The 20,717-nt window shown below is 60.4% G+C and carries 23 protein-coding genes; 11 read left to right on the forward strand and 12 right to left on the reverse strand.

The genetic code is table 11. The features are described from left to right. The first annotated feature begins 49 nt into the window (after positions 1 to 49). The 4 genes from KFS80_RS12910 to KFS80_RS12925 all read left to right on the forward strand — a co-directional run bounded on the left by KFS80_RS12910 (position 50) and on the right by KFS80_RS12925 (position 4,850). Positions 50 to 790, forward strand: coding sequence for a ComF family protein (locus tag KFS80_RS12910; protein WP_212545008.1), 741 nt, complete (start codon positions 50 to 52; stop codon positions 788 to 790). 182 nt (positions 791 to 972) lie between these two features. After that, positions 973 to 1,737 carry a TOBE domain-containing protein gene (locus KFS80_RS12915; RefSeq protein WP_159815399.1) on the forward strand — a complete coding sequence of 255 codons (765 nt, stop codon included), beginning with the start codon at positions 973 to 975 and terminating at the stop codon, positions 1,735 to 1,737. Between the two features lie 69 nt (positions 1,738 to 1,806). Continuing rightward, positions 1,807 to 3,708, forward strand: coding sequence for a PhoX family protein (locus KFS80_RS12920; RefSeq protein ID WP_212545009.1), 1,902 nt, complete (start codon positions 1,807 to 1,809; stop codon positions 3,706 to 3,708). A gap of 167 nt (positions 3,709 to 3,875) precedes the next feature. Then, the gene (locus tag KFS80_RS12925) at positions 3,876 to 4,850 is read left to right on the forward strand and encodes a serine/threonine protein kinase (RefSeq protein ID WP_053124475.1); all 975 of its coding nucleotides are present in this window, start codon (positions 3,876 to 3,878) and stop codon (positions 4,848 to 4,850) included. Positions 4,851 to 4,862: 12 nt separating this feature from the next. Here the strand turns inward: KFS80_RS12925 and mtgA are convergent, their stop codons facing one another. Next, positions 4,863 to 5,585, reverse strand: a complete 723-nt coding sequence (gene mtgA / locus KFS80_RS12930) for a monofunctional biosynthetic peptidoglycan transglycosylase (RefSeq protein WP_212545010.1) — start codon at positions 5,583 to 5,585, stop codon at positions 4,863 to 4,865. A gap of 74 nt (positions 5,586 to 5,659) precedes the next feature. Here mtgA and KFS80_RS12935 point away from each other — a divergent pair, with 74 nt between their 5' ends. The 4 genes from KFS80_RS12935 (at position 5,660) to trmB (ending at position 7,902) form a co-directional block, all read left to right on the forward strand. Next, a complete protein-coding gene (locus KFS80_RS12935; RefSeq protein WP_053124477.1) occupies positions 5,660 to 6,040 on the forward strand; it encodes a DUF423 domain-containing protein in 381 nt (126 codons plus the stop codon). A 71-nt stretch (positions 6,041 to 6,111) separates the two neighbouring features. Continuing rightward, the gene (thiS, locus tag KFS80_RS12940) at positions 6,112 to 6,312 is read left to right on the forward strand and encodes a sulfur carrier protein ThiS (RefSeq protein ID WP_122604433.1); all 201 of its coding nucleotides are present in this window, start codon (positions 6,112 to 6,114) and stop codon (positions 6,310 to 6,312) included. A 60-nt stretch (positions 6,313 to 6,372) separates the two neighbouring features. Then, positions 6,373 to 7,167 (forward strand): thiazole synthase, encoded by a 795-nt coding sequence (locus KFS80_RS12945; RefSeq protein WP_007913621.1) that lies wholly within the window; start codon positions 6,373 to 6,375, stop codon positions 7,165 to 7,167. A gap of 9 nt (positions 7,168 to 7,176) precedes the next feature. After that, positions 7,177 to 7,902, forward strand: coding sequence for a tRNA (guanosine(46)-N7)-methyltransferase TrmB (gene trmB, locus KFS80_RS12950; protein WP_212545011.1), 726 nt, complete (start codon positions 7,177 to 7,179; stop codon positions 7,900 to 7,902). 134 nt (positions 7,903 to 8,036) lie between these two features. Here trmB and KFS80_RS12955 read toward each other — a convergent pair whose 3' ends face one another. The 10 genes from KFS80_RS12955 to KFS80_RS13000 all read right to left on the reverse strand — a co-directional run bounded on the left by KFS80_RS12955 (position 8,037) and on the right by KFS80_RS13000 (position 15,011). Next, positions 8,037 to 8,360 carry a DUF3392 domain-containing protein gene (locus tag KFS80_RS12955; RefSeq protein ID WP_007913629.1) on the reverse strand — a complete coding sequence of 108 codons (324 nt, stop codon included), beginning with the start codon at positions 8,358 to 8,360 and terminating at the stop codon, positions 8,037 to 8,039. 34 nt (positions 8,361 to 8,394) lie between these two features. Beyond that, complete coding sequence (gene hemW / locus KFS80_RS12960) at positions 8,395 to 9,600, reverse strand: radical SAM family heme chaperone HemW (protein WP_246541833.1); 1,206 nt, start codon at positions 9,598 to 9,600, stop codon at positions 8,395 to 8,397. Then, positions 9,597 to 10,190, reverse strand: coding sequence for an RdgB/HAM1 family non-canonical purine NTP pyrophosphatase (gene rdgB, locus KFS80_RS12965; RefSeq protein ID WP_218959280.1), 594 nt, complete (start codon positions 10,188 to 10,190; stop codon positions 9,597 to 9,599). Before rdgB ends, hemW begins: the two co-directional genes overlap by 4 nt. Next, complete coding sequence (locus KFS80_RS12970) at positions 10,190 to 10,624, reverse strand: DUF4426 domain-containing protein (RefSeq protein WP_212545012.1); 435 nt, start codon at positions 10,622 to 10,624, stop codon at positions 10,190 to 10,192. The genes rdgB and KFS80_RS12970 overlap by 1 nt, the downstream gene beginning before the upstream one ends. 26 nt (positions 10,625 to 10,650) lie before the next feature. Continuing rightward, positions 10,651 to 11,271 (reverse strand): methionine biosynthesis protein MetW, encoded by a 621-nt coding sequence (metW, locus tag KFS80_RS12975; protein ID WP_053124483.1) that lies wholly within the window; start codon positions 11,269 to 11,271, stop codon positions 10,651 to 10,653. Positions 11,272 to 11,278: 7 nt separating this feature from the next. After that, positions 11,279 to 12,418, reverse strand: coding sequence for a homoserine O-succinyltransferase MetX (gene metX / locus KFS80_RS12980; protein ID WP_053124485.1), 1,140 nt, complete (start codon positions 12,416 to 12,418; stop codon positions 11,279 to 11,281). Positions 12,419 to 12,597: 179 nt separating this feature from the next. Further along, entirely contained in the window at positions 12,598 to 12,885 is a 288-nt protein-coding gene (locus KFS80_RS12985) for a DUF167 domain-containing protein (protein WP_095121519.1), read from the reverse strand. Then, the gene (locus tag KFS80_RS12990; RefSeq protein ID WP_064116268.1) at positions 12,882 to 13,472 is read right to left on the reverse strand and encodes a YggT family protein; all 591 of its coding nucleotides are present in this window, start codon (positions 13,470 to 13,472) and stop codon (positions 12,882 to 12,884) included. Before KFS80_RS12990 ends, KFS80_RS12985 begins: the two co-directional genes overlap by 4 nt. Before the next feature lie 10 nt (positions 13,473 to 13,482). Further along, entirely contained in the window at positions 13,483 to 14,301 is an 819-nt protein-coding gene (gene proC / locus KFS80_RS12995) for a pyrroline-5-carboxylate reductase (RefSeq protein ID WP_212545013.1), read from the reverse strand. A 23-nt stretch (positions 14,302 to 14,324) separates the two neighbouring features. After that, positions 14,325 to 15,011 carry a YggS family pyridoxal phosphate-dependent enzyme gene (locus KFS80_RS13000; RefSeq protein WP_212545014.1) on the reverse strand — a complete coding sequence of 229 codons (687 nt, stop codon included), beginning with the start codon at positions 15,009 to 15,011 and terminating at the stop codon, positions 14,325 to 14,327. A gap of 56 nt (positions 15,012 to 15,067) precedes the next feature. Between KFS80_RS13000 and KFS80_RS13005 the strand changes: the two genes are divergently transcribed. Both KFS80_RS13005 and rarD read left to right on the forward strand, forming a co-directional pair. Continuing rightward, positions 15,068 to 16,102 (forward strand): type IV pilus twitching motility protein PilT, encoded by a 1,035-nt coding sequence (locus KFS80_RS13005; RefSeq protein WP_212545015.1) that lies wholly within the window; start codon positions 15,068 to 15,070, stop codon positions 16,100 to 16,102. A 131-nt stretch (positions 16,103 to 16,233) separates the two neighbouring features. Beyond that, a complete protein-coding gene (gene rarD, locus KFS80_RS13010; protein WP_053124495.1) occupies positions 16,234 to 17,121 on the forward strand; it encodes an EamA family transporter RarD in 888 nt (295 codons plus the stop codon). A 223-nt stretch (positions 17,122 to 17,344) separates the two neighbouring features. Here rarD and KFS80_RS13015 read toward each other — a convergent pair whose 3' ends face one another. Beyond that, positions 17,345 to 17,863 carry a glycine cleavage system transcriptional repressor gene (locus tag KFS80_RS13015; protein ID WP_212545016.1) on the reverse strand — a complete coding sequence of 173 codons (519 nt, stop codon included), beginning with the start codon at positions 17,861 to 17,863 and terminating at the stop codon, positions 17,345 to 17,347. Positions 17,864 to 18,519: 656 nt separating this feature from the next. Here KFS80_RS13015 and KFS80_RS13020 point away from each other — a divergent pair. Further along, positions 18,520 to 20,697 carry a malate synthase G gene (locus KFS80_RS13020; protein ID WP_159815406.1) on the forward strand — a complete coding sequence of 726 codons (2,178 nt, stop codon included), beginning with the start codon at positions 18,520 to 18,522 and terminating at the stop codon, positions 20,695 to 20,697. Positions 20,698 to 20,717 lie beyond the last annotated feature (20 nt).

The following is a 20,717-nucleotide window of genomic DNA, read 5'->3' on the forward strand; positions in this document are numbered from 1 at the left end:
GAATACCCACAGGCGCTACACGGATGTTCGGCATATTTAAGGAAGAGTCATGCGCTGTCAACCACGATACAAAGGCTCGGTTTACATCTGTTTAAAAAACGCACAGACATGTTTGTTGTGCGATGAGGCCGCAGAAGCAGAAATGCCAATTTGCGTCGCTTGCGAAACTGAGCTGCCGTGGCTCGGAGACCACTGCGTCACCTGTGCATTGCCGCTGGCCGCAGCGGGCCTGACCTGCGGCGAGTGCCTGCTAGAGCCGCCGGCGTTCGAACAGGTCGTGGTGCCGTGGCTGTATGGCTTCCCGGTCGACAGTTTGATTACGCGTTTTAAACACAACGCGAAATGGCCGTTTGGCCACTTGCTCGCCGACGTTCTCGGGCAATACCTGCAACATCGCTTCGAAGAGGACTTGCCGAGGCCGGATGTGTTGTTGCCGGTGCCGCTGGCGAAACAGCGCTTGCGTCAACGGGGCTTCAATCAGGCGGCGATGCTGGCGCGATGGTTGAGCGCATCGCTGGATTTGCCCTGTGAGGAACGGATGCTGCACAGGGTGCAAAACACCAGCGCCCAGCAGGATCTGGACGCCAAAGCGCGCAAACGTAATTTGCGTGAAGCGTTCAGTCTGGATCCTGACGCCAATGTCCAAGGCCGACATCTGGCGTTGGTCGATGATGTGCTGACCACCGGCGCCACGGCCCAAGCGTTAGCCCGATTATTAATGAATGCCGGCGCTGCAAGAGTTGACGTCTACTGCCTCGCCCGCACGCCAAAACCCGGTCACCAAACCTGACCCACCCCCCGTAGGAGCAAGGCTTGCCCGCGAAGGCGTCAGCACAGGCGACACATTTATTGCATCTGACAGACCGCCTTCGCGAGCAAGCTCTGCTCCTACAAGAGCGGTGCTGGGCTTGACTCTCGCGTGGCAAGCAGCCAACTTCACTCCCCACCGCCACGGCTAAAAAGCACCCCTTCATGTCCATGCCTTCCCTGCTCTCCCAGCACATCGTCCGTCGTCCGCAGCGTATCGCCCTGCTGCAACACATCGCCGAACAAGGCTCGATCACCCGCGCCGCAAAAAGCGCCGGTCTGAGCTACAAAGCCGCGTGGGACGCCATTGATGAGCTGAACAATCTGGCGCAGAAACCGTTGGTCGAACGTGCCGTTGGTGGCAAGGGCGGCGGTGGCGCCAAGCTGTCCAGCGAAGGCGAACGCGTGCTGCGCCTGTATCAAAAGCTGCAAGCCTTGCAGGCGCAGGTGCTGGAAGCGGCGGAAGACGCCAGCGATCTCGATCTGCTCGGCCGATTGATGCTGCGAACCAGCGCGCGCAATCAGTTGCACGGCAAAGTCATCGCCATCGAAGCGCAGGGCCGCAATGACCTGATCCGTCTTGAACTGGCCGAAGGCCTGTGCCTCGACGCACAGATCACCCACGACAGCACCGTGCACCTTGAACTGCAAAACGGCACCGAAGTGGTCGCGCTGATCAAGGCCGGCTGGCTGGAATTGCTCACCGCTGAACAATCTGCAACGCCGGGACACAATCTCCTCACCGGCACCATCGAAGCGATCCTTGACGCCGAAGACGGCCCGAGTGAAGTGCGAATCTCACTGCCCAACGGCCACACACTCTGCGCGCTGGCTGAGCCGATGGATCTGCGCACCCGTGGGCTGACCGTCGAACAACCGGTGCAGGTGCAGTTCTCGCCGTCGAATGTGTTGATCGGCACGCCGCTCTAAATCGAGCCTGCAACAAAAACGTCATAGACCCTGATTAAGGTGGCTGCCAAACCAAGCAGGGAGCCTGACGTGAGCCTATTAGAAGAAAACCAATCCACTGACCTGGAAAAAATGGTCGGCCTCAGCCGTCGCGGCTTCATCAGCGCCGGCGCGTTGTGCGGCGCGGCGATGTTCCTTGGCGGTAACCTGCTGAGCCGCAGCGTGCTGGCCGCCAGCGTCAGCGCCGGCAATAGCAGCCTGCTCGGTTTCGACAGCATTCCCGCCGCGACCAGCGACGTCATCAGCCTGCCCAAAGGCTACAAGTCTTCGGTGCTGATCAGTTGGGGCCAGCCGCTGAGCAAGAACGGCCCGGCCTTTGACCCGAGTGGCAACGGCAGCGCCGCCGCACAGGAAGTGCAGTTCGGCGACAACAACGACGGCATGAGCCTGTTCGCCTTCCCCGACGACAAAAACCGCGCGCTGATGGCGATCAACAACGAATACACCAACTATCGCTACCTCTACCCGCACGGCGGCATGCCGCAGTCGGCCGAAGAAGTGCGCAAGGCACTGGCCTGTGAAGGCGTGTCGGTGATTGAAGTGCAGCGCAAGAGTGGTCAATGGCAGTTCGTTCAGGGCTCGCGCTACAACCGCCGCATTCACGGCAACTCGCCGTTGCGCATTGGCGGCCCGGCGGCTGGTCACGAGTTGCTGAAAACCAGCGCCGACCCGAGCGGCAAAAAAGTCCTCGGCACCTTCCAGAATTGCGCCAACGGCAAAACGCCGTGGGGCACTTACCTGACCTGCGAAGAGAACTTCACCGACTGCTTCGGCAGCAGCAACGCCGAGCTGAAATTCGACGCCGCGCAAAAACGCTACGGCGTGGTCGCCACCAGCAAAGAGATCAACTGGCACCCGCACGATCCGCGCTTCGACATGGCGAAGAATCCCAACGAGCTCAACCGTCACGGCTGGGTGGTCGAGATCGATCCGTTCGATCCGCAATCGACACCGGTCAAACGCACCGCGCTGGGCCGCTTCAAACATGAAAACGCGGCACTGGCGGAAACCGCTGACGGCCACGCCGTGGTGTACATGGGCGACGACGAGCGCGGCGAGTTCATCTACAAATTCGTCAGCCGCGACAAGATCAACCACCGCAACGCCAAGGCCAATCGCGACATTCTCGATCACGGCACTTTGTACGTAGCCAAGTTCGACGCCGGCGACAGTAACCCCGACCACCCGAAAGGCCAGGGCCAGTGGATCGAACTGAGCCACGGCAAAAACGGCATCGACGCCAGCAGCGGTTTTGCCGATCAGGCCGAAGTGCTGATTCACGCGCGCCTCGCCGCCAGTGTCGTCGGTGCCACGCGCATGGATCGCCCGGAGTGGATCGTCGTCAGCCCCAAGGACGGCCAGGTTTATTGCACCCTGACCAACAACGCCAAACGTGGCGAAGACGGGCAACCGGTGGGCGGGCCGAACCCGCGTGAGAAGAATGTCTACGGGCAGATTCTGCGCTGGCGCACCGACCGTGATGATCACGGCTCGAACACCTTCGCCTGGGATCTGTTTGTGGTCGCCGGCAATCCGGGTGTGCACGCCGGGACGCCGAAGGGCGGTTCGTCGAACATCACTCCGCAGAACATGTTCAACAGCCCCGATGGTTTGGGTTTTGACGATGCCGGGCGCTTGTGGATTCTGACTGACGGCGACTCGAGCAACGCCGGGGATTTTGCCGGAATGGGCAATAACCAGATGTTGTGCGCCGATCCTGTGACCGGTGAGATTCGCCGGTTTATGGTCGGGCCGATTGGTTGTGAGGTGACGGGGATCAGCTTCTCGCCGGATCAGAAGACGCTGTTTGTCGGGATTCAGCATCCGGGGGAGAACGGTGGGTCGACGTTCCCGGAGCATTTGCCGAATGGCAAACCGCGGTCGTCGGTGATGGCGATTTCCCGTGAGGATGGCGGGATCGTCGGCGCCTGAGCCAATGCCTTCGCGGGCAAGCCTTGCTCCTACGGGTCTTGCGCCTGATCTGTAGGAGCAAGGCTTGCCCGCGATAGCGTCAGCCCAGACACCAACCCCCTAAGGGCCTGCCATCTGCGCTACCATGCTGGGCCGGACGCGGCAGCCTGCTGCGCGCAGGAGTCAGCATGGCCCACCCGTTTGAAACCCTCACACCCGATCTCGTGCTCGATGCCGTTGAAAGCATCGGCTTCCTCAGTGATGCGCGCATTCTGGCGCTCAACAGCTACGAGAACCGCGTCTATCAGGTCGGCATCGAAGACTCCGAACCGCTGATCGCCAAGTTCTACCGCCCGCAACGCTGGACCAACGAAGCCATCCTCGAAGAACACAAATTCACCTTCGAGCTGGCCGACGTCGACATCCCGGTGGTTGCACCCATGATCCACAACGGCGAAACCCTGCACGAACACGCCGGTTTCCGCTTCACCCTGTTTCCGCGTCGTGGCGGCCGGGCGCCGGAGCCGGGCAATCTTGATCAGCTGTATCGCCTCGGCCAGTTGCTCGGGCGCATTCACGCGGTCGGCGCGACCAAACCGTTCGAACACCGCGAAGCGCTGGGCGTACAGAACTTCGGCCACGCCTCGCTGAACACCTTGCTCGAAGGCAATTTCATTCCGAAAAGTTTGCTGCCGGCTTATGAGTCGGTGGCCCGCGATCTGCTCAAGCGTGTCGAGGATGTCTACGCCGCGACGCCGCACCAGAACATCCGCATGCACGGCGATTGCCACCCCGGCAACATGATGTGCCGCGACGAGATGTTCCACATCGTCGACCTCGACGACTGCCGCATGGGCCCGGCGGTGCAGGACATCTGGATGATGCTCGCCGGCGACCGTCAGGAATGCCTCGGGCAGTTATCGGAATTGATGGATGGCTACAACGAATTTCACGATTTCGACCCGCGCGAACTGGCGCTGATCGAACCGCTGCGCGCCTTGCGTCTGATGCACTACAGCGCGTGGCTGGCACGACGCTGGGATGACCCGGCGTTCCCGCACAGTTTCCCGTGGTTCGGCACCGAGCGTTATTGGGGCGATCAGGTGTTGGCGTTGCGCGAACAACTGTCAGCGCTTAATGAAGAGCCGCTGAAGTTGTTCTGACACAGGAAAAAATCAGCGCGCCCACGGTGCCTTGCGCGAATCGTTGAGACCCAGCAGATAGCTGTCGCCACCCAACTGGCTCATCTGCTGGCGAATCCAGCCGGCGCGGCGCGACACGTAAGCGGTCGGATGGCTGGCGCTCCACACGCGCGGATTCGGTAGCACCGCCGCCAGATAACTCGCCTGCTGGCGGGACAGCGACTTGGCGCTCACGCCGAAATGATGACGGGCGGCAGCTTCGGCGCCGAACACACCGTCATCCCACTCGACGCTGTTCAGGTACACCTCAAGAATCCGCTGCTTGGGCCAGAACACCTCGATCAACGCGGTGAACCAGGCTTCGAGGCCTTTGCGCAGATAACTGCGCCCGGCCCACAGAAACAGGTTTTTCGACACTTGCTGGCTCAAGGTGCTGGCGCCACGAATCGAGCCGCCGAGTTCGTTGTGCGCCAGTGCGGCCTGAATTGCGCTGAAATCAAAACCCCAGTGCTCGGGGAATTTCTGATCCTCGCCGGCCATGACCGCGACTTTGAGATCGTCGGAGATCTCGTCCCACGGCTTCCACGTGCGTTGCAGATCAATCGGCTCGCCGTCGACCCACGACTCGACCTTGCGCTCGACCATCAGCGCCGTGCCCGGCGGCGGTACGAAACGAAAGATCAGCACCAGCACAATGCTGCCGCCCGCGAACCAGAGCAGGGCCTTCGTAAGACGACGGAAAATTGTACGCAGCATAGAGATGGCTTGGCCGAACCCGTGGAGCGGGCCATTATACAGACCCTGCCGATCGAGTCTGACTGGAGTTCTTCATGTTGCGTGGCTTTCTGCTGCTGGCCGCTTTCTTTGGTTTTACCGGTGTCGCGCTGGGCGCATTCGCCGCCCACGGCCTGAAAAACCGTCTGACGCCGGAATATCTGGCGATTTTCCACACCGGCGTTACCTATCAACTGGTGCACACCCTGGCGTTGTTCGGCGTCGCGCTGCTGGCCACGCAGATTCAGGGCCGACTGGTCGCCTGGGCCGGCGTGTCCTTCACTGTCGGCATTCTGCTGTTCTCCGGCAGCCTGTACGTGCTGACCACCACCGGCATCAGCAAGCTCGGCATCATCACCCCGTTCGGCGGCCTCGCCTTCCTGATCGGCTGGCTGTGCCTGGGCCTCGCCGCCTGGCGCTTGCAACTGACCGCTTGACGCTTGGTGCTGACCTTTAGGTCATGATCGGGCTAGAATGCCAGCCCCTAAAAATGATGGCGGCATTGCGCATGCGCATTCAGTTGAACGGCGAATCCCTTGAACTGCCCGACGGTGAAACCGTTGCGGCCCTGATCACCCGTCTGGAACTGACCGGACGCCGGGTGGCAGTTGAACTCAATCTGGATATCGTCCCGCGCAGCCAGCATGCCGACACCACGCTCAACGACGGTGACAACGTCGAAGTCGTGCACGCCATCGGCGGCGGCTAAGCGGGCGGCCCGTAAGGGCACAGAATTCTGCAAGACCCTCACTCCTAAAGAGGATTCCCCATGAGCATCGTTCGTAGCGACAAGCCTTTTGTGCTGGCCGGTCGTACTTACCAGTCGCGTTTGCTGGTTGGTACCGGCAAGTACCGTGACATGGAAGAAACCCGTCAGGCTATCGAAGCCTCGGGTGCCGAGATCGTCACCTTCGCCGTGCGCCGCACCAACCTCGGTCAGATCGAAGGCGAGCCGAACCTGCTCGACGTGTTGTCGCCGGAGCGCTACACCTTCCTGCCGAACACCGCCGGTTGCTACGACGCCATCGAAGCCGTGCGCACCTGCCGCCTGGCCCGTGAGTTGCTCGACGGTCACAACCTGGTGAAGCTGGAAGTCCTGGCTGACCAGAAGACCCTGTTCCCTAACGTCATCGAAACCCTCAAGGCTGCCGAAACGCTGGTCAAGGAAGGTTTCGACGTGATGGTGTACACCAGCGATGACCCGATCATCGCCCGTCAACTGGCAGAAATCGGCTGCATCGCGGTGATGCCGCTGGCCGGTCTGATCGGTTCCGGTCTGGGCATCTGCAACCCGTACAACCTGCAGATCATCCTCGAAGAAGCCAAGATCCCTGTGTTGGTCGATGCCGGTGTCGGCACTGCGTCCGACGCAACCATCGCCATGGAACTGGGTTGTGATGCGGTGCTGATGAACTCGGCCATCGCCCACGCCCAGCAGCCGGTGATGATGGCTGAAGCCATGAAACACGCCATCGTTGCAGGCCGTCTGGCCTACCTCGCTGGCCGTATGCCGAAAAAACTCTATGCCAGCGCCTCTTCGCCGCTGGATGGTCTGATCAAGTAAGAGCCATTGATGACTGAATCGAACGACACGCCTATCCAGACGGAAGAAGGCGACGAGCGCCAACACCGCCGCATCAAGAGCTTCGTGATGCGCGCCGGGCGCATGACCGAAGGCCAGCAAAAAGGTCTGGATCAAGGCACCCCGCTGTTCGTGCTGCCGCTGGCCGACGCGCCGGTGGATTACGATCAAGTGTTCGGCCGTTCGGCACCGCGCTCGCTGGAGATCGGTTTCGGCATGGGCCACTCGCTGCTGGAAATGGCTGCGGCGGCGCCGGATCAGGATTTCATTGGCGTTGAGGTTCACCGTCCGGGTGTCGGCGCGCTGCTCAATGGCGTGCTGACCCAAGGCCTGACCAACCTGCGGGTCTACGATTGCGATGCGATCGAAGTGCTCAATCGCTGCATCGCCGACAACAGCCTCGATCGCCTGATGCTGTTCTTCCCGGATCCGTGGCACAAGAGCCGCCACCACAAGCGTCGTATCGTTCAGGCCTCGTTCGCTGAACTGGTGCGCAGCAAGTTGAAGGTCGGCGGCATTCTGCACATGGCCACCGACTGGGAACCGTACGCTGAATACATGCTGGAAGTGATGAACGTCGCCCCGGGCTACCGTAACCTCGCCGAAGACGGCAAGTGCGTACCCCGCCCTGCCGAACGCCCGATCACCAAGTTCGAACGCCGCGGCGAACGTCTTGGCCACGGCGTGTGGGACCTGAAGTTCGAAAAACTGTCCTAAGCATCACGCGATGATCGTTCCCACGCTCTGCGTGGGAATGCTGCCCGGGACGCTCTGCGTCCCACAGCGGACGCAGAGCGTCCATTGAGGCATTCCCACGCGGAGCATGGGAACGATCAAAAGCGGCCGAAAGATCAGCGGCGGTCGGCGACTACGCCGATGAGGACGAGGACTACCAACAGCACTGGCGCCAAGCTGTAGTTGTTGAACTGGCTCAAGCCTTTGATCACCCACGGTGTCGCGTAGATCAGCGCCGCGCCGCTGCCGATCACGCACAGCAGCGCCATCAGCGGTACGCGCAAAGCGCCGGCGATGCTGCCCAGACGTTGCTCGACCCAGCCTTTGAAGTCGGCGCCGAAAAGCACCAGCAGGCAACCCACCAGCGCCAGGGCGATTTCCGAGAGGTTGCTGCGGCTCCAGCGGGAGACGGTGGCGAGCAGGTCGAGTATCAAATCCATGGTTTTTCCTTAGGGCTGCCGTTGGGCGTTGGGCTCAGCTCAGAAATTTCTGCAGCAAATCGTTGAGGAACAATTGTCCGCGCTCGGTGGCCGCCAGACGTGACGGTTCGACCTGCAACAGACCACTTTGTTCTGCATCTGCCCGGGCCTCGGCGAGACTGTCGAGCGACAGCCCGGTGCGCTGCGGATAGAGCCGCGATTCCACGCCATCAGTCAGGCGCAACGCGTTCATCAAAAAGTCGAAGGGCAGCTCATCATTGCTCAGCGATTTCTCGCCAGCCTGAAAGTTTTTCGCCGGGTTCAGATAATCCTTCGGCAAACGCGTCTTCCACGTCCGCACGATGCGCCCGTCCGGATGAGTCAACTTGCCATGCGCACCCGCGCCAATACCGATGAAGTCGCCAAAACTCCAGTAATTAAGGTTATGCCGCGCCGGTCGCCCGGCCTGTGCATAAGCCGACACTTCGTACTGCGCGTAACCGTGCTCGGCCAACAGCGCTTGCCCGGCTTCTTGAATGTCCCACAGCGTGTCGTCTTCCGGCAGCACTGGCGGCTGATTCCAGAACACCGTGTTCGGCTCCAGCGTCAGTTGATACCAGGAAATGTGTGTCGGATTCAGTTCGATGGCCTGGCGCAGATCGCTCAAGGCATCGTCCAGCGACTGATCGGGCAAACCGTGCATCAAGTCGAGGTTGAAGTTATCGAACCCGGCCTGCCGCGCCATACCCGCCGCGCGCACCGCTTCGTCACCGTTGTGAATGCGGCCCAGCGCCTTGAGCTTTTCCTGCTGAAAGCTCTGGATACCGATCGACAGACGATTGATCCCCAACTTGCGGTAGGCGACAAACTTCTCTTGCTCGAACGTGCCCGGATTGGCTTCCAAGGTAATTTCGATGTCGTCGGCAAACGGAATGCGCTGCTCGACGCCTTCAAGCAAACGCCCAAGCGCCTCGGCACTGAACAGGCTCGGCGTACCGCCACCGAAGAAAATCGATGTCAGCTCACGGCCATAAACCGCGTGCAGATCCTGATCAAGATCGGCCAGCAAGGCGTCGACGTATTCCTGCTCCGGCAACACCGGGCTGGCGGTGTGCGAGTTGAAATCGCAATACGGGCATTTGCGCACACACCACGGGATGTGGATGTACAGCGACAAGGGCGGCAGCGTTGGCAGCGGCGCCCGAGGCGAAGAAGCGGCGCCGCCGATGATCAGCGACGACGCAGAAGAGTCACGGGTCATTTCAAGCCCAGACGCTGGCGCAGCAGATCCATTGCACGGGCGCGGTGGCTGATCTGGTTCTTGTCGGCCGGGCTCAGTTCGGCACTGGACACGTCGCGTTCCGGCACCCAGAACAGCGGGTCATAACCGAAACCGTGTTCGCCGCTGGCAGCGGTCAGAATCCGTCCGTGCCACAGGCCTTCGCAGAGGATCGGCAACGGATCATCGGCATGACGCACCAGCGCCAGCACGCACACGAACTGCGCACCACGCTCGGCTTCCGGCACGTCCTTCAAGGCGTCGAGCAGTTTGGCGTTGTTCGCCGCATCGCCCTTCCCGTCGGCATAACGCGCCGAATAGATGCCCGGCGCACCGCCAAGGAAATCCACTGCCAGACCGGAATCGTCGGCCAGCGCCGGCAGCCCGGAAATGCGTGCGGCGTTGCGCGCCTTGAGGATCGCGTTCTCGACGAACGACAGGCCGGTTTCTTCCGGCTCGACCTTGCTCCACTCGCCAATCGAGCGCAGTTGCACCGATTCGCCGAGCATGGCCTGAAGTTCTTTGAGTTTGCCGGCGTTATGGCTGGCCAGTACGAGCTGCTTGATGTTCATTATTCGCCGGGAAAAAGTTCTTGGTTGAAATTGATGGTGTTGATCTTGTCGCCATTCTGCACCTTGATTTCAAAGGTGCGGGTTTCCTGTTGTTCCACCGGGTATTGGGCGATGTAGTACACCGCGCCCTGTTCGGTGACCTGACGGAAATTCAGCGGCACGCTCTTGCTGGTCAGGTCTTTGACTGTGCCGGTGACGCTGGCGATCAGCGGTTTGCCGTCCTTGATCACCGAGACATTGATCACGCCCTGAGTCTTGCTGCGGATCAGCTCCGCGGCTTTGGCGATGTCCGGTTGCAGGTACGTCGAGTTGAAAGTGTTGTAGTGCACCGTCACGTCGCCAAAGGTTTCCTGACGCTCGCCTTTGATGACGTCGGCCGCCATAGCGCTGGCGCTCAGGCAGGCAGTCAATAACAACAACGCTAAACGACCCATGATCGTGCTCCTCGAAATGGCGTGGCTCAGACCGCGACCTTGTGGTCGGCAAGCACCGGGCTGCTGACGCGGTAGATACCAATCTCACCTAATAGATTAGGCCATAGCTTACTGGCCCACCCGTGACGGTGCTGTTGATCCACGGCAAGCCGATCAATGACCTTCGCGTCACGTTCGCGGCAAAGTGCCTCAAAGTCTTCGAAGGTGCAGAAGTGGATGTTCGGCGTGTTGTACCAGGTGTACGGCAGAAATTCCGAAACCGGCATGCGTCCCTTGCTCGCCAGATACCAGCGGCAGCGCCAGTGGCCGAAGTTCGGGAAGGTGATGATGCACTGACGACCGACCCGCAGCATTTCGTCGAGGATCTTGTCCGGGTAGTGTACGGCTTGCAGGGCCTGGGTCATGACGACGATGTCAAAACTGTTGCTGGCGAAGTTGCCCAACCCCTTGTCCAGATCCTGCTCGATGACGTTGACGCCTTTGGCCACGCATTGGGCGATGTTGTCGGCGTCGTTTTCCAGGCCATAACCGGTGACGTTCTTGTTGTCGCGCAGCCAGGTCAGCAGTTCGCCGTCACCGCAACCGAGGTCGAGGACGCGGCTGCCGGCGGGGATCCATTCCTGGATGATTTCCAGATCAGCTCTCATGGCTTTCTCACAACGTAATGCGGTTCATGTAATTGCCGAACGCCTGCAAGTAGCGCGGGATCGGAATCAGGAAGGCGTCGTGGCCCTGCGGCGCGTCGATTTCCAGATAGCTGACGTCTTTGCGCGCCGCCATCAACGCATCCACCAGCTCACGCGAACGCGCCGGGGAGAAACGCCAGTCGGTGGTGAACGACATCACGCAAAACTTGGCCGTGGCGTTTTCGAAGGTTTTCGCCAGATCATCGTCGAAGTTCGCCGCCGGATCGAAGTAATCCAGCGCCTTGGTCATCAACAGATAAGTGTTGGCGTCGAAGCGTCCGGAGAACTCTTCGCCCTGATAACGCAGGTAGCTTTCGACCTGAAACTCGACACTGTGGAAGTCGTAGTTAAGCTTCTCGCTCTTCAGGCCACGGCCGAATTTCTCGCCCATCGAATCGTCGGACAGGTACGTGATGTGCCCGACCATGCGCGCCAGCATCAAGCCGCGCTTGGGGATCACGCCCGCTTCCTGGAACGAACCACCGTGGAATTCCGGGTCCGTGAGGATCGCCTGACGCGCGACTTCGTTGAAGGCGATGTTCTGCGCCGACAGCTTCGGTGCCGAGGCGATGGCCAGGCAATGACGCACGCGATCCGGATAAGTGATCGTCCATTGCAGCGCCTGCATGCCGCCGAGGCTGCCGCCGATCACCGCCGCCCACTGGCCGATGCCGAGCAGGTCAGCGAGACGCGCCTGGCTGTGCACCCAATCTTCCACGGTGAGCACCGGGAAGTCGGCACCGAACGGTTTGCCGGTCTCCGGGTTGATGCTGCTCGGGCCGGTGGAGCCGTTGCAGCCGCCGAGGTTGTTCAGGCTGACCACGAAGAATTTATTGGTGTCGATCGGTTTGCCGGGGCCGATGCAGCTGTCCCACCAACCGGGTTTACGGTCGTCGACGCTGTGATAGCCAGCGGCGTGGTGGTGGCCGGACAAGGCGTGGCAAATCAGTACGGCGTTGCTCGCTTGCGCGTTCAGCGTGCCGTAGGTTTCGTAGATCAGGTCATAGGCGGCCAGCGACCGGCCGCAGGCCAAGGCCAGCGGTTCGCTGAAGTGCGCGGTTTGCGGCGTCACCAGACCAACAGAATCGGGGGGAAAGGCAGTTGGCATCGACCCTGCTCTCGTTGAAATGAGGCGTAAGTCTAAAGACCGGGGGGGTTAGCGGCAAGCAACTACCTGCGCTCGTTCCCACGCTCTGCGTGGGAATGCCTCATTGGACGCTCCGCGTCCGCTTCGGCGGGGGACGCGGAGCGTCCCGGGATGCATTCCCACGCGGAGCGTGGGAACGATCAGCGCACCAGGTCAGGCAAATCCGGCAACTTCTTCGGCGAGCAAATCTTCACTCGCTTCTGCCGGTTCAACTCGCCACTGAGCAAACTCACCTGACTCTTCGAAACCCCAAACGCCTTGGCCAGAAAGCCCATCAGATAAGCATTGGCCTTGCCCTCGACCGGCGGCGCGGTCAGGCGAATCTTCAAACGATCACCGTGCAGCCCGGCGAAATCATCGCTGCGGGCTGCCGGTTGCAGGTGACACTCGAGGATCAAGTCGTCACCGTCCCATCGAAACCAGCTCACATCAGCAGACGGAGGATTTCCGGCATCATCGTCATCGCCGCCAGATTGTTGATCACCAGCATGTCGATCAGCTTCAGCGCGAGGAAGGCGAAGATCGGCGACAGATCCAGACCGCCAAGGTTTGGCAGGATTTTGCGGAACGGCGCCAATGCCGGTTCGCAGATCTGATTAACCAGCTCAGCACCCGGATTGTGGCTGCCCGGCGCGACCCACGAGAGAATCACGCTGATGATCAGGGCGAAGAAGAAAATCTTCAGGAACAGCGCGGTCACGCCGATGATCGACCAGATAAACAGTTGCAGCGGATTACCGGTGGTGCCGTACGTCAGCAGCAGGGTCAGCGCCATCAGCGCCAGTTGCACCAGAATCGCCAATACCAGCGAGGACATGTCCAGACCGAACACGCTCGGAATGATCCGGCGCAGCGGTTTGAGCAGAGGCTGGGTCGCTTTGACGATGAACTGGCACAGCGGGTTGTAGAAATTCGCCCGCACCAGTTGCAGCACGAAACGCAGCAGCACGATCAGCAGGTACAGACTGCCGAGGGTTTGCAGCACGTAAACCGCTGCAGTGTTCAATCCAATCATGTAAGGCTCCTTATTTGCCCAGTTGTTCGGCCATTTCGGCCGAGCGGTGCGCGGCGGCGCCGAGTGCGGTTTCGACCAGGGCTTCGAAGCCATTGGCCTGGAAAGACTTGATGGCAGCTTCTGTGGTGCCATTTGGCGACGTCACACGACGACGCAGTTCGGCGGCGTCGACATCGCTTGCGACGGCCATGTGCGCGGCGCCCAAAGCGGTTTGCAGCGTCAGTTGTTCAGCAACTTGCTTCGGCAGACCGAGTTTGACGCCGGCAGCGGTCATCGCTTCGATCAGCAGGAAGAAGTACGCCGGGCCGGAGCCGGACACTGCCGTCACCGCATCCAGTTGCTGTTCTTCGTTCAGCCACAGCGCGATGCCGACGGCGGACAGCAGCTCTTCAGCCTGCTGACGCTGCTCGGCAGTCACTTCGCTGGTCGCATACAAACCGCTGACGCCCTGACGCAGCAGCGCCGGGGTGTTCGGCATGCAGCGCACGATCGGCTGCTCGCCCAACCAAGCGGTCATGCTGGCGCAGGTGATGCCGGCGGCAATCGACACCACCAGTTGATTCGGTTTCAGGCTCGGGCGAATCGCTTCGCACACGGTTTTCATGGCTTGCGGCTTGACCGCCAGCACGATCACGTCGACGCCGTCGATGGCTTGAGCGTTGTCGGCAAACGTTTCGATGCCGTGCTCAGCGCTGACCTTGGCGCGGGTTTCTTCGCCCGGATCGCTGGCACGGATGTGTGCAGCTTCCAGACCTTTGGCGCGCAGGCCGCCGATCAAACTGGCCGCCATGTTGCCCGCACCGATAAACGCAATACGTGTGTTGCTCATGTGTGGTCCTTATCTGGAAACGTTCAAGATTGGGAATAGTCGCGGGCGCCAAACAGGGCCGTACCGATACGCACCCAAGTGGCGCCTTGGGCGATGGCCGACTCAAGGTCGTGGCTCATGCCCATGGAAAGTGTGTCGAGCGGCAGATCAAGGCTCGCCTGCAGTTTCTGCACGGCGGCGAAGGCCGCGTCTTGCTCGGCGCGGTCGTCGGTCGGCTCGGGAATCGCCATCAAACCGCGCAGTTTCAGGCGCGGCAATGCGCTGATGGCCGCGGCCAATGCCGGCAGATCGTCAGGCGTGCAGCCGGATTTACTCGCCTCACCGCTGACGTTGACCTGAATGCAGATGTTCAGCGGCGGCAACTCGGCCGGGCGCTGTTCGGACAGACGTTGAGCGATTTTCAGGCGATCCACGGAGTGCACCCAGTCGAAATGCTCGGCAATCGCGCGAGTCTTGTTCGATTGAATGGGGCCGATGAAGTGCCAGATCAAGGGCAGGTCGGCCAGTTCGAGCTGTTTGCTCAAGGCTTCCTGCAGGTAGTTCTCACCAAAGTCGCGCAGGCCGGCGGCATACGCTTCGCGCAGGGCCTCGGCGGGTTTGGTCTTGCTCACGGCGAGCAACTGGACGCTGTTTTCAGGACGGTGTGCGGCTTGGGTCGCGGTCTGGATGCGCGAACCAACGTGGGAAATGTTGTCTGCTATCGTGGACATCAAGAGGCGCCAGCGGTCTGAAGGTTCGCGGCATTCTACTGGAATTGAGGAACGCTATGGATATCACTGAACTGCTGGCCTTCAGCGCCAAACAAGGCGCGTCCGACCTGCACCTGTCGGCCGGTCTGCCGCCGATGATCCGCGTCGACGGCGATGTGCGGCGGATCAATCTGCCGCCGCTGGATCACAAGCAAGTGCACGAGTTGATCTACGACATCATGAACGACACCCAGCGGGTCGACTTCGAGAAACATCTGGAAACCGACTTTTCCTTCGAAGTCCCCGGCGTGGCGCGCTTTCGGGTCAACGCGTTTAACCAGAACCGTGGCGCTGGCGCGGTGTTTCGTACCATCCCATCGAAAGTGCTGAGCATGGACGACCTCGCCATGGGCGATGTTTTCCGCAAGATCACCGATGCCCCGCGCGGGCTGGTGCTGGTCACCGGGCCGACCGGCTCGGGCAAGTCGACCACGCTGGCGGCGATGATCGATTACCTCAACAACCATCGCCATCACCACATCCTGACCATCGAAGACCCGATCGAATTCGTTCACGAATCGCGCAAATGTTTGATCAATCAGCGCGAAGTCCACCGCGATACGCGCAGTTTCGCCACGGCATTACGCTCAGCGTTAAGGGAAGACCCGGACGTGATTCTGGTCGGTGAGATGCGCGACCTGGAAACCATTCGCCTGGCGCTCACCGCTGCTGAAACCGGGCATCTGGTGTTCGGCACCCTGCACACCACGTCGGCAGCGAAAACCATCGACCGGGTGGTGGACGTGTTCCCCGGTGACGAGAAATCGATGGTGCGCTCGATGCTCTCTGAGTCCTTGCTGGCGGTGGTCTCACAGACGTTGATCAAGAAGATCGGCGGCGGCCGGGTCGCGGCGCACGAGATCATGCTCGGTACGTCGGCGATCCGTAATCTGATCCGCGAAGACAAAGTCGCACAGATGTATTCGGCGATTCAGACCGGTGGCTCGCTGGGCATGCAGACCCTCGACATGTGCCTGAAAGATCTGGTGAGCAAAGGCTTGATCAGCCGCGAGCATGCGCGGGAGAAAGCGCGGACGCCGGATAATATCTGATCGCTTTTATTCAGCCTCCCCGGTGGAGGCTCAATCCTTCGTTCACACATTCCTGACCAATCAGCTACGGCATTCGCTGGCAAACCTCCTTACAATCCCTCCTTTGTTAGCTGCCTAAGCAAGGATTCTGCATGCAAGCTGCCAACCCGCGTCGCGGGTACATTCTGGGCCTCACGGCCTACATCATTTGGGGCCTGTTCCCGATCTATTTCAAAGCCATCGCCGAAGTACCGGCAGTCGAGATCATCATCCATCGGGTGCTGTGGTCGGCACTGTTCGGCGCGTTGCTGCTGATGGTGTGGAAACACCCGGGCTGGCTGCGCGAGTTGCTCGACAACCCCAAGCGTCTGGCGATTCTGGCGTTGAGCGGCACGCTGATCGCGGCCAACTGGCTGACGTATGTGTGGTCGGTGAACAACGGACGCATGCTGGAAGCCAGCCTCGGTTATTACATCAACCCGCTGGTCAACGTGCTGCTGGGGATGATGATTCTCGGCGAACGTCTGCGGCGGATGCAGTGGATTGCGGTTGGGCTGGCCGCGGTGGGTGTGGCGCAGCAGGTCTGGCAGGTCGGCAGTCTGCCGTGGGTGTCGCTGGTGCTGGCGCTGACCTTCGGTTTTTATGGGCTGATCCGCAAACAGGCGCCAGTCAAGGCGTTGCCGGGTCTGGTGGTGGAAACCTGGATGCTGGTGCCGATTGCCATCGCCTGGCTGCTGTTCAACCAGACCGCGACCAGCGCGCAACCTGAGTTCTGGACAACCTCGCAAGCCTGGTGGCTGGTCGCCGCTGGCCCGGTGACGCTGGTGCCGCTGGTGTGTTTCAACGCAGCCGCGCGGCATTTGCCCTACACCACGCTGGGCTTTCTGCAATACCTCGCGCCGACGCTGGTGCTGCTGCAAGCGGTGCTGCTGTTTGGCGAGCACTTGTCGTCCAGCACGCTGGTCGCGTTCATGTTTATTTGGGCCGGTCTGGCGGTGTACAGCGTCGATGCGTGGATAAGTTTGCGCCGGCGCAGCTGATCAAAAAACACACAAACCTCCACAGGCCACGGTTCTCGTGGCCTGCAACGTTCCGTCCCAAGGTTATCCACAGCGTGATCCCCGCCGTTTGTGTGCAAGTCACTGAATGCTGGCGGTTTTTTGATCAACTCCAGCAAAGCCACGGCGGGCGTGGCGTTGCGCGCAGTCTCTACAGGTTATCCACAGGCAGGTGCACGTTAAAACTGGATAACCTGATTGGCGTTTAAAGGTCTGTGCGTAACACCAGTTCGACCATCAAGTCATCGGCCAGGGTTTCCAGGCGTGACTGCAACACGTCGAGCGACAAGGTTAACGGCACGGCGAGAATCGCTTCGGCGTGGAACAGCGGCTCGCTGCTCATCGGCGCCGGACGTACTTCGGTCACCAGCCGTTCGAGGTTCACGCCCTGCTCGCTCAGCAAACGGGTGATGTCGCGCACGATCCCCGGGCGGTCGTTGCCCACCAGTTCCATGGCGATCGGTTTCCAGGTGCAGGATTGTTCGATACCGCTTTCGGCGATCAACACGCGAATACCGTCAGTCGACAATGCTTGTAGGGCATCGACCAATTCGTCGTAAGCCTCTGCCGGCACGCCCACCCGCAAAATCCCGGCAAACTGCCCGGCCATCCGCGACATGCGACTTTCCAGCCAGTTACCGCCGTGCTCGGCAATGCATTGGGCAATGCGCTCCACCTGCCCGGGCTTGTCCGGGGCGAAAACGGTGAGTACGAGATGATCCATGGCGCCGCCCTCTTGTCATGACTGTTGTTATAGAAGGGGAAGTATAGGCAAGGGCGTTGATTCAGCCTGACCCGGTGTTGGTATGTGGAAATCACCTGCAGATGATGACCTGTGGCGAGGGGATTTATCCCCGTCCGGCTGCGCAGCAGTCGTAAATCCTGCCAACTCGGTTTACCTGCCAAGAACGCAGGGGGCGGCTTCGCCACCCAACGGGGATAAATCCCCTCGCCACAATTGACCCCACCACCAAGCCCTATGTGACAGATGCCATAGCAGCCAAATAGTATTTATGTGTACAACTTTTGATATTTAGCTGGAACAATCCAATGGTTTTTTGAGAACATCCCGTTCCGCGATGTGACCGCAATGCGACATGAGGTCGCAGAACGACGTAATTAGTCTGATTTTCACAAGCGCAACTCATCATGTAGTATGCCGCAGCGCGCACTACATAACGCTGAACCGATGTCTGCCCGAAGCCTGTTCGCAACCCTGAAAGCCCCGTCAGCAAGGCCCCAAGCCGTTGATTGGTCCCAGCCCAGCCGCCAGCAATGGCATGTACTGGTCGGCAGGTTTGTGGTTTAAATGGCCCAGAGGCTTCATTGTCAAAATTGAAGAGCTGAAAAGCGAAATAGCTGAGCAGAGTGAGGCAAGCAATGACTGAACACGTTCAAGTCGGTGGCCTGCAGGTCGCCAAAGTCCTGTTCGACTTCGTGAACAACGAAGCCATTCCCGGTACCGGCCTCACCGCCGAAAAATTCTGGGAAGGTGCCGACAAGGTCATTCATGACCTGGCGCCGAAGAACAAAGCCCTACTCGCCAAACGCGATGACTTCCAGGCTCGTATTGACGCCTGGCATCAGGAACGCAACGGTCAGGCGCACGACGCCGTGGCCTACAAAGCCTTCCTGCAAGAAATCGGTTATCTGCTGCCAGAAGCGGCTGATTTCCAGGCAACGACGCAAAACGTCGATGATGAAATCGCCCGTACCGCCGGCCCGCAACTCGTTGTGCCGGTGATGAACGCTCGCTTCGCTCTCAATGCTTCGAACGCCCGCTGGGGTTCGCTGTATGACGCCCTCTACGGCACCGACGCGATCAGCGAAGAAGGTGGCGCGGAAAAAGGCAAAGGCTACAACAAGGTGCGTGGCGACAAAGTCATCGCCTTCGCCCGCGCGTTTCTCGACGAAGCCGCGCCATTGGCTGCTGGCTCCCACGTTGATTCGACCGGCTACAAAATCGCCGACGGCAAACTGGTGGTCACCCTCAAGGGCGGCAGCAACAGTGGCCTGCGCGACGATGCACAACTGATCGGTTTCCAGGGCGACGCCAACGCGCCAATCGCGATCCTGCTGAAACACAACGGTCTGCATTTCGAAATCCAGGTCGACGCTACTACCCCGGTTGGCCAGACCGACCCGGCCGGCGTCAAAGACATCCTGATGGAAGCGGCGCTGACCACCATCATGGACTGCGAAGACTCCGTGGCCGCCGTCGATGCTGACGACAAAGTGGTGATCTACCGCAACTGGCTCGGCCTGATGAAGGGCGACCTGTCGGAATCCGTGTCCAAGGGCGGCCAGACCTTCACCCGCACCATGAACCCGGATCGCACCTACGCCGCGCCAAATGGCGGTGAAGTGACGCTGCACGGTCGTTCGCTGTTGTTCGTGCGTAACGTTGGTCACCTGATGACCATCGACGCGATCCTCGACAAAGACGGTAACGAAGTGCCGGAAGGCATCCTCGACGGTCTCGTAACTTGCCTCGCGGCGATGCACAACCTCAACGGCAACACCTCGCGTCGCAACACCCGCACCGGTTCTGTCTACATCGTTAAACCGAAGATGCACGGCCCGGAAGAAGCGGCGTTCACCAACGAGCTGTTCGGTCGCATCGAAGACGTGCTGGGCCTGAAGCGCAACACCCTGAAAGTCGGGATCATGGACGAGGAGCGCCGCACCACGGTCAACCTCAAGGCCTGTATCCAGGCGGCCAGCGAGCGCGTGGTATTCATCAACACCGGTTTCCTCGACCGCACCGGCGACGAAATCCACACCTCCATGGAAGCCGGCCCGGTTGTACGCAAGGCCGACATGAAGGCTGAGAAGTGGATCGGCGCTTACGAAAACTGGAACGTCGATATCGGTCTGAGCACCGGCCTGCAAGGTCGTGCGCAAATCGGTAAAGGCATGTGGGCGATGCCCGACCTGATGGCCGCGATGCTTGAGCAGAAAATCGCGCACCCACTGGCTGGCGCCAACACCGCTTGGGTTCCATCGCCGACTGCCGCTGCACTGCACGCGCTGCACTACCACAAGGTTGACGTGTTCGCCCGTCAGGCCGAACTGGCCAAACGTGCTCGCGCGTCGGTCGACGACATCCTGACCATCCCGCTGGCGGTCAACCCGAACTGGACGCCAGAGCAGATCAAGAACGAACTGGACAACAATTCCCAGGGCATTCTCGGTTACGTGGTGCGCTGGATCGACCAGGGTGTGGGTTGCTCGAAAGTGCCGGACATCAATGACGTCGGCCTGATGGAAGACCGTGCCACGCTGCGTATCTCCAGCCAGCACATTGCCAACTGGCTGCGCCACGGCGTGGTCACCGAAGCGCAAGTGATGGAAAGCCTCAAGCGCATGGCGCCAGTGGTTGACCGTCAAAACGCCAACGACCCGCTGTACCGTCCGCTGGCCCCGAACTTCGACAGCAACATCGCCTTCCAGGCGGCGGTCGAACTGGTGGTCGAAGGCACCAAGCAGCCGAACGGTTACACCGAGCCGGTTCTGCACCGTCGTCGTCGCGAGTTCAAGGCGGCTAACGGCCTGTAAATTTGCGTAGAAGTGAAAAA

Source organism: Pseudomonas rustica, assembly GCF_018336155.1.
Lineage (GTDB): Bacteria > Pseudomonadota > Gammaproteobacteria > Pseudomonadales > Pseudomonadaceae > Aquipseudomonas > Aquipseudomonas rustica.

Bases quoted from the DNA above. Each gene is read 5' to 3' on its own strand.
- KFS80_RS12910 (WP_212545008.1), top strand. From the start codon at position 50: ATGCGCTGTCAACCACGATACAAAGGCTCGGTTTACATCTGTTTAAAA.
- KFS80_RS12970 (WP_212545012.1), bottom strand. From the start codon at position 10,624: ATGGGTCGTTTAGCGTTGTTGTTATTGACTGCCTGCCTGAGCGCCAGC.
- KFS80_RS12945 (WP_007913621.1), top strand. From the start codon at position 6,373: ATGAGCATCGTTCGTAGCGACAAGCCTTTTGTGCTGGCCGGTCGTACT.
- rarD (WP_053124495.1), top strand. From the start codon at position 16,234: ATGCAAGCTGCCAACCCGCGTCGCGGGTACATTCTGGGCCTCACGGCC.
- KFS80_RS13020 (WP_159815406.1), top strand. From the start codon at position 18,520: ATGACTGAACACGTTCAAGTCGGTGGCCTGCAGGTCGCCAAAGTCCTG.
- KFS80_RS12915 (WP_159815399.1), top strand. From the start codon at position 973: ATGTCCATGCCTTCCCTGCTCTCCCAGCACATCGTCCGTCGTCCGCAG.
- KFS80_RS13015 (WP_212545016.1), bottom strand. From the start codon at position 17,863: ATGGATCATCTCGTACTCACCGTTTTCGCCCCGGACAAGCCCGGGCAG.
- rdgB (WP_218959280.1), bottom strand. From the start codon at position 10,190: ATGAACATCAAGCAGCTCGTACTGGCCAGCCATAACGCCGGCAAACTC.
- KFS80_RS12990 (WP_064116268.1), bottom strand. From the start codon at position 13,472: ATGATTGGATTGAACACTGCAGCGGTTTACGTGCTGCAAACCCTCGGC.
- KFS80_RS13005 (WP_212545015.1), top strand. From the start codon at position 15,068: ATGGATATCACTGAACTGCTGGCCTTCAGCGCCAAACAAGGCGCGTCC.
- hemW (WP_246541833.1), bottom strand. From the start codon at position 9,600: ATGACCCGTGACTCTTCTGCGTCGTCGCTGATCATCGGCGGCGCCGCT.
- KFS80_RS12925 (WP_053124475.1), top strand. From the start codon at position 3,876: ATGGCCCACCCGTTTGAAACCCTCACACCCGATCTCGTGCTCGATGCC.
- trmB (WP_212545011.1), top strand. From the start codon at position 7,177: ATGACTGAATCGAACGACACGCCTATCCAGACGGAAGAAGGCGACGAG.
- metW (WP_053124483.1), bottom strand. From the start codon at position 11,271: ATGAGAGCTGATCTGGAAATCATCCAGGAATGGATCCCCGCCGGCAGC.
- KFS80_RS12955 (WP_007913629.1), bottom strand. From the start codon at position 8,360: ATGGATTTGATACTCGACCTGCTCGCCACCGTCTCCCGCTGGAGCCGC.
- thiS (WP_122604433.1), top strand. From the start codon at position 6,112: ATGCGCATTCAGTTGAACGGCGAATCCCTTGAACTGCCCGACGGTGAA.
- mtgA (WP_212545010.1), bottom strand. From the start codon at position 5,585: ATGCTGCGTACAATTTTCCGTCGTCTTACGAAGGCCCTGCTCTGGTTC.
- KFS80_RS13000 (WP_212545014.1), bottom strand. From the start codon at position 15,011: ATGTCCACGATAGCAGACAACATTTCCCACGTTGGTTCGCGCATCCAG.
- metX (WP_053124485.1), bottom strand. From the start codon at position 12,418: ATGCCAACTGCCTTTCCCCCCGATTCTGTTGGTCTGGTGACGCCGCAA.
- proC (WP_212545013.1), bottom strand. From the start codon at position 14,301: ATGAGCAACACACGTATTGCGTTTATCGGTGCGGGCAACATGGCGGCC.
- KFS80_RS12935 (WP_053124477.1), top strand. From the start codon at position 5,660: ATGTTGCGTGGCTTTCTGCTGCTGGCCGCTTTCTTTGGTTTTACCGGT.